The sequence below is a fragment of the Bifidobacterium pluvialisilvae genome (assembly GCF_019331695.1).
Taxonomy (GTDB): domain Bacteria; phylum Actinomycetota; class Actinomycetes; order Actinomycetales; family Bifidobacteriaceae; genus Galliscardovia; species Galliscardovia pluvialisilvae.
Genome location: NZ_JAHBBI010000002.1, coordinates 302,379 through 314,652, shown reverse-complemented (window position 1 = coordinate 314,652; position 12,274 = coordinate 302,379). Strand labels below are relative to the sequence as shown.

The 12,274-nt window shown below is 64.2% G+C and carries 9 protein-coding genes; 3 read left to right on the top strand and 6 right to left on the bottom strand.

Annotated elements, in window-relative coordinates; translation table 11 throughout:
• Nucleotides 1–21: 21 nt before the first annotated feature.
• Nucleotides 22–1,308, bottom strand: a complete 1,287-nt coding sequence (gene serS, locus KIH77_RS02700) for a serine--tRNA ligase (RefSeq protein WP_219099531.1) — start codon at nt 1,306–1,308, stop codon at nt 22–24.
• A gap of 126 nt (nt 1,309–1,434) precedes the next feature.
• Between serS and KIH77_RS02695 the strand changes: the two genes are divergently transcribed.
• Entirely contained in the window at nt 1,435–2,532 is a 1,098-nt protein-coding gene (locus KIH77_RS02695; RefSeq protein WP_219099530.1) for a diacylglycerol/lipid kinase family protein, read from the top strand.
• Between the two features lie 32 nt (nt 2,533–2,564).
• Here KIH77_RS02695 and KIH77_RS02690 read toward each other — a convergent pair whose 3' ends face one another.
• The 5 genes from KIH77_RS02690 to KIH77_RS02670 form a co-directional block, all read right to left on the bottom strand.
• Nucleotides 2,565–2,846, bottom strand: coding sequence for an HPr family phosphocarrier protein (locus KIH77_RS02690; RefSeq protein ID WP_219099529.1), 282 nt, complete (start codon nt 2,844–2,846; stop codon nt 2,565–2,567).
• Nucleotides 2,847–3,003: 157 nt separating this feature from the next.
• A complete protein-coding gene (gene fucP / locus KIH77_RS02685) occupies nt 3,004–4,422 on the bottom strand; it encodes an L-fucose:H+ symporter permease (protein WP_236024405.1) in 1,419 nt (472 codons plus the stop codon).
• Nucleotides 4,423–4,792: 370 nt separating this feature from the next.
• Entirely contained in the window at nt 4,793–5,182 is a 390-nt protein-coding gene (locus KIH77_RS02680) for a VOC family protein (RefSeq protein WP_100510055.1), read from the bottom strand.
• 490 nt (nt 5,183–5,672) lie between these two features.
• Nucleotides 5,673–6,521, bottom strand: coding sequence for a PRD domain-containing protein (locus KIH77_RS02675; protein ID WP_219099527.1), 849 nt, complete (start codon nt 6,519–6,521; stop codon nt 5,673–5,675).
• Between the two features lie 20 nt (nt 6,522–6,541).
• On the bottom strand, nt 6,542–8,755 hold the full coding sequence (locus tag KIH77_RS02670) for a glucose PTS transporter subunit IIA (RefSeq protein WP_219099526.1): 2,214 nt from the start codon (nt 8,753–8,755) through the stop codon (nt 6,542–6,544).
• A gap of 169 nt (nt 8,756–8,924) precedes the next feature.
• On the opposite strand from KIH77_RS02670, the gene pgm reads away from it, so the two are divergent.
• Together pgm and KIH77_RS02660 are read left to right on the top strand one after the other, a co-directional pair.
• The gene (gene pgm / locus KIH77_RS02665; protein WP_219099525.1) at nt 8,925–10,601 is read left to right on the top strand and encodes a phosphoglucomutase (alpha-D-glucose-1,6-bisphosphate-dependent); all 1,677 of its coding nucleotides are present in this window, start codon (nt 8,925–8,927) and stop codon (nt 10,599–10,601) included.
• 449 nt (nt 10,602–11,050) lie between these two features.
• A complete protein-coding gene (locus tag KIH77_RS02660) occupies nt 11,051–12,010 on the top strand; it encodes a hypothetical protein (protein WP_219099524.1) in 960 nt (319 codons plus the stop codon).
• The last annotated feature ends 264 nt before the right edge of the window (nt 12,011–12,274 follow it).

Genomic DNA, 12,274 nt, shown 5'->3' with positions numbered 1-12,274 from the left:
GTCGCGGAATACCGTGGGCCGTCAGGCCTCCCACTTCGTCGGCTCGATGACCTCGCGGCCGCCCATGTACGGGCGCATGGCCTGCGGGATCACAATGGAACCGTCCTTCTGCTGGTGGTTCTCGAGGATGGCGACGAGCCAGCGGGTAGTGGCCAGCGTGCCGTTGAGCGTGCTCACCGGACGGGTGCCGCCGTCCTCCACGCGCTCGCGGATGTTGAGGCGGCGGGCCTGGTACTCGGTGCAGTTCGAGGTGGAGGTCAGCTCGCGGTAGCGTCCCTGGGTCGGCACCCAGGCCTCGCAGTCGAACTTGCGGGCGGCGGAGGAGCCGAGGTCGCCGGCGGCGGTGTCGATGATGCGGTACGGCACCTCGACCTTGCCGAGCATCTCCTGCTCCATGGCCAACAGCGCCTGGTGCTGCGCGCGGGAATCCTCCTGCTTGCAGTAGACGAACATCTCGACCTTGTCGAACTGGTGCACACGGATGATGCCGGAGGTGTCCTTGCCTGCGGCGCCGGCCTCACGGCGGTAGCAGGAGCTCCAGCCGGTGTAGCGCAGCGGGCCGTCGGACAGGTCGAGGATCTCGTTCTCGTGCATGCCGGCGAGCGCCACCTCGGAGGTGCCGACGAGGTACTGGTCGTCGGGTTCGCGCAGGCGGTAGATCTCATCGGCGTGGGAGTTGAGGAAGCCGGTGCCGGCCATGACCTCGGGGCGCACGAGCGTCGGGGTGATGGCGAGGATGAAGCCGTTCTTCTCGGCCTGGTCCACGGCCATGGTGAGCATGGCGATCTGCATACGGGCCACGGCGCCGCGCAGGAAGTAGAAGCGGGAGCCGCCGACCTTGACGCCGCGGCGCATGTCGATGCCGGCCACGCCGGTGCCGAGGGTCAGGTGGTCCTTCGGCTCGAAGCCCTCGGCCGCGAAGTCGCGGATCTGGCCGACCTTCTTGACGACCACGTAGTCGTCCTCGCCGCCTTCGGGGGCCTCGGGCTCCACGATGTTGGAGAGCTTCCACATGGCGGTGGTGTATTCCTCGGACGCCTTGTCGGCCTCGGCCTTGAATTCGGTGACCTTGTTGGCGAGCTCCTTGGTCTGGGCGATGATGGCGGCCTTCTCGTCGGCCGGGGCGGAGGCGACCTTCTTGCCCATGGCCTTCTGCTCGGCGCGGGCGGTCTCGAACTCCTTGAGCGCGGTGCGACGCGCCTCGTCGGACCGCAGCACCTCGTCGACGAGCTCGACGGACTCGCCGCGCTTGCGCTGGGATTCCTTGACGACGTCCGCATGTTCACGAATGAATTGAATATCAAGCATAGGGCTTACGATAATGCCCGCGTAAGACACGCCGGCCCCTGTCCGGGACCGTATGATTCGTGCAGAAAACGAAGAAATTCATGGCACCGCGGCGCCTCCACGACCGTCGGTTACGACAATGGACTCATGTCTGTAGGCTGGATCATCCTCATCGTCATCGTCGCCGCGGCCGCGGCCGCGGCCGTCGTCGCCGGCATCGTCGCCGTGGTTCGCCGCCGCCGTCTGATCACCGCCATCGAACGGCGTGACGAGGCATCCGCCACCTACGCTTTCATTCTCAACCCGTCCAAGCCGGGTGCGGAGGACATCCGCGCCCAGATCATCGAGTTCTTCAAATCTCGCGATATGACCCCGCCGATGTTCATCGACACGCAGCTCGACAAGGACGGCAAGGCGTGCGCGCTCGAGGCCATGGACCGTGGCGCCGACGCCATCGTGGCGGTGGGCGGCGACGGCACGGTGCGTACGGCGGCCAGCGCGATGGCCGGCACGGACCGTCCGTTCGGCATCGTGCCCATCGGCACCGGCAACCTGTTCGCCCGCAACATGGGCATTCCAATCGGCGACGTCGACGCCGCCCTGCAGGTGGCCATCTCGCACGGCTCACGCAAGGTGGACATGGGACGTATGACACTGCTGGACTCCGACGAGCCGGAGCGCCGACACGCGTTCCTCATCATCGCGGGCATCGGCTTCGACGCCGCGATGATCGACGACACCGATCCGGCGTTGAAGAAGAACATCAGCTGGCTGGCGTATTTCGTGGGTGGGGTGAAGAACCTGTTCACGCCGAAATACCGCGGCAGCTTCACCATCTGCGGGCCGGACGGGCGCGAGGAGACGTCCGGCGACGTGGCGTTCCGCACGTTCATGGCCGGCAACTGCGGCCAGATCCCCGGTTTCGCGCTCATGCCCGAGGCCTCGTACGACGACGGCATCCTTGATTTCGAGCTCATCGACACGACCGGCGGCATCATCGGATGGGCGAACCTGTTCGGCGACGTATTGCATCAGACGATCACGAGGAAAGCCGAGCAGAATCCGTTGTCGACGAATTCGTCGGTCGACCAGATCCAGGGGTCGCGTGCGGAAATCCGTCTGGAGAAGCCGGCGCTGGCGCAGGTGGACGGCGATATCCTCGGCAGGACCTCGCATATCGAGTTCACCGTGGAGCATCGCGCGCTGTGCGTGCGCGTGCCCGAGCCGGCGGCGTCCGCCGCGTAGACCGACGAATCTCGACGCCTGGCCACCGGCGGTCAGGCGTCGAGATTCGTCGCGAGCAGTGCGGCCAATGCATCCAGCCGTCCGGCGACGTCGGCGATATCGTCCCGTCCGTTGTCGTCGACCGTCAGCGTCACCGTGTCGCCGCCGTTGACGTCCAGCGACATGACGCCGAGGATGCCGGCGGCGTTGACCGTGCGGCCGTCGCGCGTGATGGTCACGTCGAGTCCGGTGTCGGCCACGGCCTGCACGAACCGGGCGGCCGGACGGGCGTGCAGTCCGAGCGGGGTGCCGATGACGACCGTGCGTGCGATCATGCCGAATCCCTCCAACGATGCGATACAAACAAACGACGCGATACAGCTCCGATACGGAATATATATCATATGGCCCTCGCCATGCATCGCACGGCGAGGGCCATATCATGTAATCCGAATGATCGGATGCCGGAAAATTGCCGGACTACGTGCCGGACTATTCGGCGGCTTCGGTCTTCTCGGCCATGTCCTTGAGCTGGGCGGGGGTGTACTTGTCGCGCTTGAATTCGGTGATGAAGTACAGGCCCACGATGGCGAGCTCGACGGCTGGCAGGATGAAGGAGAACTGCATGGTGGAGGCGTCGGAGAGGGCGCCCTGCAGGGTGGGCAGGAACGCGCCGCCGACGAGCGCCATCACGATGATCGCGCCGGCGGTCTCGGTGTGGCGACGGTCCTCGACGGTCTTCAGCGTACGGGAGTAGATGGTAGGCCAGCCCGGTCCGAGGAAGAAGCTCACGGCCACGGCGAACCATACGGCGGTCATGCCGGGCAGGAACGCGGTGCCGAGCAGCACGATGGCGCCGCCGATCATGAACACGGCGAGCACGCGGGTCTCGCGGAAGCGGGAGAGCAGGTAGCTGGCGCCGAGTCGTCCGACGAAGAACACGATGTAGCTGATGATCATGAAGTTCGCGGCGTCACGGTCGGTCATGGAGGCGCCGCCCTGGTTCAGGGCGAGTCGGATGGTGAACGACCAGATGCCCGTCTGCGCGCCGGCGTAGATGAACTGCACGGCGATGCCCTTCCAGAAGCGGCCGTTGTGGAACAGGTAGTTCATGGTCTCGCCGAGGGTGGCCTTGGCGACGGCGCCCTCCTTGGTGGCGGGGCGGCACTTCGGGAACTTGGTGATGGCGAACAGCACGATGAGCACGGCGAGCACGATGAGCAGGTACTTGTACGGTTCGAGCGTGCGGCCGAGCTGTTCGGCGCCGTAGGCCTTGGCGGCGTCGGGGGCCATCTTGGCCATTTCGGCGTGCAGGTTGGAGTCCTGGAACACGAGGTACTTGCCGAGCAGGATGCCGGTGATGAGGCCGAGGGCGTTCATGGTCTGCGCCACATTGAGTCGCACGGTGCCGAGACGCTTCGGACCCATCAGGGTGGCGTACGTGTCGGCGGAGGTCTCGAGGAAGCTCAGGCCGATGGCCTCGACGAAGATGGCGAAGAGGAAGACCTCGTACGTCACCAGTCGGCTCGCCGGGAAGAAGATGAAGCATCCGACGGCGAAGAACGACAGGCCGGCGATGATGCCCAGCTTGTAGCTGGTCTTCTTGATGAACAGCGATGCGGGGATGGCGATGAGGAAGTAGCCGCCGTAGAACGCGCTCTGCACGAACGCGGTGGCGAGGTCGCTCAGCGAGAACACGGCCTTGAACTGGGTGATGAGCACGTCGTTGAGGCTGGATGCGACGGCCCAGATGCCGAACAGGATCGCCGTCATGGCGAACTGGAGCACCGGGGTGCGGTCGAGGTAGCCGTCGGAGAACTCGATCCACTTGGTCTTCCTGCCGGTGGCCTCGGCGTTCTCGGGCTCCGTGGATTCGGGGTCCATGGTGGGGATGGTTGCTGCTTGTGTCATGATGTCTTCTCTCATGAGGTGCGCAACCCGGCGACGCATGGCCGCGGGACGGCATGGCGGGCCGTCGTCGACGCCTGTCGTCGGCCTTGGCTCGGCAAACACGCCGGGTTACGCGAATGGGTAATCGATACTCAGGCCCTCGATCGCTTCGCCGCGACCGTCCGTCATGCACCGGCGCATGCCATATGCGCCGGGAGACGGCTGGAGAGCCTGGAGGATTCGCCGTAACCCGCGGAAGCTAAGGCCAACGAAAGAAGAATGGCGTTCAGTTATGGATATTCGGTTATCGGTTGCGGCCGGGAGCCGTTTGCGGGTATCTCGGCCTGATGCGATTCGGATTCGTGGGATTCCCCGGAGAATCCAAAGGTTCTTAGAGGATCTGGCAGAATTCGATGGTCTCGTGGTTCGGTCCGAGGACGTTGAAGTAGCGGATGCCGTTCTCGTGGAACGTGGGGATGTGCTGGACGGAGCCCTCGACGAGGTTCAGCCCGAGCTTTTCGGCCTCGGCGAACGCGGCGTCGATGTCGGTGACGTCGATGGCGAAGTGGTTGATCGCGCCGGTGACGCCGGCCGGTTCCGCCATCGTCCACACCTCGAGGACGAGGTTGTTGAGATGCAGGAAGGTGCAGCGGTCGTCGCCGTTCGGATAGATGCCCTCGCATTCGAAGCCCAGCTTCTCGTAGTATGCGATGGTGCCTTCAAGGTCGTTCGTGGGGATGCCGACATGCCCGATACCGGTGAGGTGATCGCGGATGCTCATAGTTCGTAGCCTCCATTGCCTACAGATTTGTGTTTGCGAAAAACAATATACATTAACGTCGTTAATAGGTCAACGTGAATAACGTATCGGCGTGTCGAACGTTTGATGCAGGTCGGATGGCGACGAATCGGGCATCATAGGGCATCCGCTTCGGACCGGACCGACCACCCTCAGTCCGCCTGCGGCGGCCAGCTCCCGCCAGCGGGAGCGAAGGCGTCTACCTACTCGGGGGTTTTTCGAATGATGTGCTGAGGCGTCAAGCGGACAGTCCAGTGGACTGTCCGTAGCCGATGCGAGCGCGATCCATCGAGCGCGAGGCATGCGACGGCAGGCGAAGGCGTACGAAGGTACGTCGAGTCTGCCGACGTGCCGATGACGCTTCTCTACTCGGCGATTTCAGGATTTCCGAATGATGCGTGCGACTTCAAGGCGCACCGAAGGAAGGCGTACGAAGGTACGTCGACTGAGGAGCAACGCGGAAGGCGCTCCATCATTCGGAAATCCCGCTGACGCGGGCGATGTGGAGAGCCAAATACGCCACCTCGTCCCGTGTGAGGTTGGCGTCGAGCCGCATTTCCAGTACCGCGGCGATGCGTTGGGCGCATTGGAGGGCTTTGGGGTAGGACTGGCCGATGGCGTGGATGATGGGGGCGGGTTCGTCGGTGAGCTGGTTGTTTTGGCGGATGCGGACGAAGAGGTAGCGGACGTGGGTGATGAATCGGCTGACGTTGACGGAGTCGCGGTCGAAGACGACGTCGAAGGTGGCTTCGATGATGGTCATCATTTGTTGGATGACGCCGGTCATGGTGTAGGTGTAGGAGAGGTCGCCGGTGGCGAAGCCGGCGTTGACGAGGTGCATGGCGAGGGCGGTGGTTTCGTCGGCGGGGAGGGTGGGGTGTCCGTCGGCGGCGAGGTGGGTGTTGATGGCGTCGAGGAGCCGTGTGGCCTGATCGTATTCGTCCGGGTAGAGGTTGCTGACTTCGGCGCGGAGCGGGTAGGCGATCTGGGTTCCGGCGGCGATGCGTTTGAGGGCGTTGTCGATGTGGTCGGACAGTGCGGTGACGACGGTGGTGTTGTCGCCGAGTGATGCGAGGCCGGCGTCGCGGAGGGCGTTGATGACGGTGCGGACGGTTTCGGGGGCGATGCCGGCGAGCATTTGGGCGAGGTGGTCGGGGTCGCGGCCGTCGGCGGGGATGAATTTCCGTACGATTTTGGTGGTGTCGACGGGTCGGCCGGGTTTGCCTTGGAATCCGATGCCTCGTCCGGTGAGGACGGTTTCGGTGCCGTCGTCGTCTTTGGCGAGGACGACGTTGTTGTTGAATACGCGAAGAATCTCCATGATGCCGCCTTTCGCCGCCGTTACCGTTCGACCATGATCACCGGGTCGCCGACGTCGGCCGTGAATCCGGTGTGGGGGGCGACCGTCGTCATTTTCGCGGTGTTGGTGATGGTCATCATCGTCGTGGCGTCGTATCCGGCCCGGCGTATCGCCGCGAGGTCGACCGTGGCCAGCGGTTCGCCGGCCTGTACGCGTTCGCCTTTGGACACCGTCATGGTAAAACCTTCACCTTCCAGTCTTACTGTATCAACTCCGATGTGCAGGAGTATCTCGATGCCGTCGTCGGTGCGGACGCCGAAGGCGTGTCCGGTGCCGGCGACGGTTTTGAGCACGCCGGATGCGGGGGCGTGGATGGTGCGGACGTCATCGCCGTCGGCCGGGCGGATGGCGACGCCGTCGCCGAGGGCGCGCGAGGCGAAGACGGGGTCGGCGACGTCGTCGAGCGGCTGTACGGCGCCGGCGATCGGCGCGAGTACCGCGGTGACGTCATCGTCGATGATGCCACTGTCGATTTCGGCGGCGTCCGCATCATCGGCAACATCGGCAACGATATCGGCCGCCGTATCGGCGTCGTTTTCGGATATCCCCAGCGTTATCCCCTTCTCCCCCGCCGACTGTGGATTATCGCCATCCGTGGTGGGGACCTTCGTACGATAGTCGAATATCGCGATAAGCGCCATCGGTACGACGAACGCGACGGCGATGGACGCCACGTACACCCACATGCGGCTGAACAGGGGGATGGTGAGCAGCGACGTGAACGCGAACGACCATGCGATGACGCCATGCATGACCTCGCCGGAGGGCGTCACCGAGGGGAACAGGCCGCCGAGGACGGCGCCGGTGAGGCCGCCGGCCGCACAGCCGGCGAGCATACGACGGTAGATGAGCCGATGCCGCAGGTGGATGCCGTAGAGGCTCGGTTCGGTCAGGCCGCCGAGCAGTCCGGCCAGGAGCGCGCCCGTGGCGGTGCGGCGCATGGCGTCGTCGCGCTCACGGACGGCGAGGAGCAATACGCCGGCGGTCGATCCGAAGCAGGCGAAGTTCCATACGGCCATCGGTCCTTGGATGAAGTCGTAGCCGAGCGTCTGCACGTTGACGATCATGAGCGCGTTGAGCGGCCAATGCAGACCGATGGGCACGATGAACGGATAGATGAGCGGCAGCAGTATCGCGAACGCGAACGGCGCGTGCATGCTCAGCCATGCCAGCGAGACGCCGATGCCGTTGCTCAGCCATGCGCCGAACGGGCCGAGCACGAACGCGGTCAGCGGAGTGATGACGACCATGCTGACGAACGGCAGGAACACGATGCGCACGCTGCGTGGCAGCACGTGTCTGAGGCCGCAGTACAGGGCGGCGAGCGCAAGTACCATGATGAGCGGCACGAACACGTTGCCGCTGTAGTCGTTGAGACGCATGGGCAGGCCGAACACGTGCACCGTGCAGGAGCGCACGCCCAGCGTGGGGTCGACGGAGCAATCGGCGTCGGCGGCGTTCATGAGGCCGGTGAACTGCGGGGTCATGAGCGCGGCCATGATCATCGCGCCGAGCCATGGGTCCACGTGCAGCTTGTTCGAGGCGTTGTAGGCCACGATGATCGGCAGGAAGACGAACACGCCCTTCCACATCGCCTTGACGAACACCCAGCCGGCCGATGCCTCGTCGTTCGGCATGACGCCGAGGGCGAGGCACATGTTCACCAGCGCGATGATGATGGATGCGCCGAGCAGCACGCCGATGATGGGCCGGAACGAGTCGGAAAGATATTCGAAGAACCAGTTGCAGCAGCGGGCGACGCGTCGTGTGATGCCATGTTTCCCGTGAAACACGGCGGATATGCCGGATGACGGGGGCTCGGTGGCCTCGTCGCCGTCCCGGCGCGGTGTCGTTTCGATGCGGGCGTCCGCGTCATCATCATCGGTGGCGGCGATGTCGGCGTCGCGGTCGGCGTCATCCGTATGCGATACCGCATCACGGACCGCGGGCATGGCCATGATCGCGTCATAGACGTCCTCCACGGCCCCGCCGATGACCACCTGGTACCGCCCGCCGTACTGGGCGATGGCGGCGAGAACGGCCGGGTCGGCGTCCAGCATCCGTTCGTCGACGCGCCCGGCGTCGCGCAGTTCGAACCGCAGTCTCGTGGCGCAATGCGTGAGTCCGCGGATGTTGCCGGCGCCGCCGAGCGCCGCGACGACGACGCTCGCGGCGCGCCTGTCCTCCGTCCTCATCGTCTCGCCTCCTTGCGTACCTCTGTCACTGTAATCGTTTCCGCGGCGTCATGACAACGTCACGAACCGTATGAACGGAACAATAACGAACATTGATGATTATCCGAACATTCACAACACGGAGAAGCGAACACGCCGGTTTTGAAACGGCCTGTGGCAGAATGGATTCATGGTTGCTAACAATGCGGGCAAGCCCGCCACCCCAGAAGATCTGATCAACGTCGATGAGGTCATCGGCAAATACTATGACCTCGTCCCCGACCCGTCCGTCCCCGAGCAGCGTGTCATCTTCGGCACGTCCGGCCACCGCGGATCGTCCCTGAAGACCTCGTTCAACGAGGCCCACATCGTGGCCATCTCGCAGGCCATCGCCGAATACCGTAAGAAGGCCGGCGTCACCGGCCCGCTGTATCTCGGCTCCGACACGCACGCGCTGTCCGGCCCGGCGAAGAAGACCGCCATCGAGGTGCTCGTCGCCAACGGCGTGCACGTGCGCATCGACTCGCGTGACGACTTCGTGCCCACGCCGGTCGTCTCCCAGGCCATCCTGACGCACAACCGCGCGGCCGACGGCACCCAGCGCTTCACCGGCGAGGGACTGGCCGACGGCATCGTGGTGACGCCGAGCCACAACCCGCCCACCGACGGCGGCTTCAAGTATGATCCCGTCACCGGCGGCCCGGCCCCGGCCGAGACCACCAACGCGATCGCCGCCCGCGCGAACGAGCTGCTCGGCGACTACAAGAACGTCAAGCGCGTGCCGTACGAGGAGGCCGTCAAGTCCGAGTACGTCGAGGGCTTCGACTTCCGTGAGCACTACGTGGCCGACCTCGGCAACGTCATCGACTTCGACGTGATCCGCAACTCCGGCGTGCGTCTGGGCATCGACCCGCTGGGCGGCGCGTCGGTGAACTACTGGCCGCTCATCAACGAGAAGTACGGTCTGAACATCGGCGTGGTGCGTCCGGAGGTCGACCCGACCTGGCGCTTCATGACCATCGACCACGACGGCAAGATCCGCATGGACCCGTCCTCGCCGTACGCGATGAAGGGGCTCGTGGACGAGCTCAACGCCGGCGCGTGGGACAAGTACGACCTCGTCGGCGGCACCGACCCTGACGCCGACCGCCACGGCATCGTCTGCCCCGACTGGGGCGTGATGAACCCGAACCACTACATCGCCGTCGTGGTGGAGTACCTGTTCGGCGGCAACCGTCCCGACTGGCCGAAGGGCGCCGGCATCGGCAAGACGCTGGTGAGCTCCTCGCTCATCGACCGTGTGGCCGCGTCCATCGGCGCCAAGCTCGTGGAGGTGCCGGTCGGCTTCAAGTGGTTCGTCGACCCGCTGTTCAAGGGCGAGGTGGCGTTCGGCGGCGAGGAGAGCTCCGGCATGAGCTTCCTGCGCCGCGACGGCCGCGTGTGGACCACCGACAAGGACGGTCTCATCCCCGACCTGCTCGCCGCCGAGATCACCGCCAAGACCGGCAAGAACCCGGCCGAGCTGCACAAGGACCAGGTGGCCCGCTTCGGCGAATCGTGGTACAAGCGCGTCGATACGCCCACCACGCTCGAGCAGAAGCAGAAGTTCGCCAAGCTCACCGGCGACGACGTGACCGCGTCGACGCTGGCCGGCGAGGACATCACCGCCAAGCTCACCGAGGCGCCGGGCAACGGCGCGAAGATCGGTGGCCTGAAGGTGACGACCAAGGACAACTGGTTCGCGGCCCGCCCCTCCGGCACCGAGAACATCTACAAGGTGTACGCCGAGTCGTTCGTCTCCCCCGACGCGCTCGACAAGGTGCTCGACGAGGCCGAGGACGTCGTCGACAAGGCCCTCGGCGAGTAAGTCTCGCCACCGGGCGCTGCAGCCCCGTTTGATCAACGCGATGATGTCCGGTTCGTGGGCGGTCTTCCACGAACCGGACATCATCGTATTCGCACGAATCCGCTCGGTTCCCATCCGTCGCGTAGACCATAACGGATGGGAATCGTGCCCCGTTCCCGGTTCCCATCCGTCGCGGTCGCACAACCAACAGGAACCGTACAACCATCACCGTTCCCATCCGTCGAATGTATACGACGAACAGGAAACTAGACACGTTTCCGGTTCCCGTTCGTCACATGTTCCATAACCGACAGGAACCGTGTCGGCCCTCCGGTTCCCATCCGTTGAGCCAAGGCGACGCGCAGGGCAAACGGAACCGGTTATCCACAAACCGCATCAGGGGTGGTCCATCCGCTAACATTCCCCCAAAACATTGTCTTCGGATTCCCACCCGCACTACCGTCCGTGATATGAGAACACATGCACCGACGGAACGTCTCCTCGACGAAGCGGAACACGACAACCGATGCGCGGCAGGGCGCACCGAGCTGCAGAGAAAGGCGCTTTTGCGGCGACGCAAGGCGGGACTTCTCGTATCGCCATACAGAAATCTGTATGCGCGTTTCCCCTACTGGAACGCATTGACCCCGATCGAACGGCATATGCACGTCGCCAAGGCGTTGGCGCTGCAACATCCCTCGTGGGTTTTCGCCGGATTGACGGCAGCCTGCGCACATGGGCTCGATCACGGGTACTCGCTGCACGATGACAAAATGATTACCATTGCCAGCACGTTCCCGCCGACAAAACACCAATACAGAAAACTCAGACGAATATACATGCCGACCGTGGATTCCGTGCAGCGGTCGTCACTGACTGTCACCGACATCAATCGGACGCTGACGGACTGCGCGATGGCGTACTCCTTCATCGAAGCGTTGCCGTTCTTCGATTCCGCGGCACGTCAGGGGACAGTGCTGACGAAGGTTCTCGAATATTGCCGCGGTCTCGGCATGGACACGGCCCGTATCGTCCGGCTTTGCGAATACGCCGATTCGTTGAGCGAGAACGGTGGGGAATCGATGGTACGTGCGGTAATCATCGAACTGGGGTTCATGATTCCACGTCTGCAACGGCCGTTCCGCAATCCCCGGAATCCGGATGCCCCGTTCCGCGCCGACTTCTCCTGGGAGATGCCCGACGGAACCATCATCGTGGCGGAATTCGACGGCATGGGGAAATACGTGCTGGAGGACGGTACGCGGCAGGGAATCCGGGAGCGTGTATACGCCGAGCGGGAGAGGGAGACGGCGCTACGGTCCGGGAGGGTTCGCCGAATCGTTCGTCTGGAATATGAGGATGCGCTGTATCCGGAACGTCTGCGCAAGAAACTGCTCGATGCGGGAGTGCCACTACGTCGATGCCGGTAGCCGTACCGCAACCGACGGGAACCGGAAGACATTCGCGGATTCCTGTTTGTTGCGGGGAATACAACGAATGGGAACGGGAACGGTGCGACGGTTCCCGTGTGTTGCTCCGTGTGCAACCAACGGGAACGGGCGGCCTCATACGATTCCCATTCATCGCACTCATCCCAACGAACGGGAACCATAGGCGCGGTGCGGTTCCCAAGCGTCGTGCCCCACCTGACAACCAGGAACCGCGCGGGGTGCTCGGTTCCTGGTTGTTCGTTG

Bases quoted from the DNA above. Each gene is read 5' to 3' on its own strand.
- serS (WP_219099531.1), bottom strand. From the start codon at position 1,308: ATGCTTGATATTCAATTCATTCGTGAACATGCGGACGTCGTCAAGGAA.
- KIH77_RS02695 (WP_219099530.1), top strand. From the start codon at position 1,435: ATGTCTGTAGGCTGGATCATCCTCATCGTCATCGTCGCCGCGGCCGCG.
- KIH77_RS02690 (WP_219099529.1), bottom strand. From the start codon at position 2,846: ATGATCGCACGCACGGTCGTCATCGGCACCCCGCTCGGACTGCACGCC.
- fucP (WP_236024405.1), bottom strand. From the start codon at position 4,422: ATGACACAAGCAGCAACCATCCCCACCATGGACCCCGAATCCACGGAG.
- KIH77_RS02680 (WP_100510055.1), bottom strand. From the start codon at position 5,182: ATGAGCATCCGCGATCACCTCACCGGTATCGGGCATGTCGGCATCCCC.
- KIH77_RS02675 (WP_219099527.1), bottom strand. From the start codon at position 6,521: ATGGAGATTCTTCGCGTATTCAACAACAACGTCGTCCTCGCCAAAGAC.
- KIH77_RS02670 (WP_219099526.1), bottom strand. From the start codon at position 8,755: ATGAGGACGGAGGACAGGCGCGCCGCGAGCGTCGTCGTCGCGGCGCTC.
- pgm (WP_219099525.1), top strand. From the start codon at position 8,925: ATGGTTGCTAACAATGCGGGCAAGCCCGCCACCCCAGAAGATCTGATC.
- KIH77_RS02660 (WP_219099524.1), top strand. From the start codon at position 11,051: ATGAGAACACATGCACCGACGGAACGTCTCCTCGACGAAGCGGAACAC.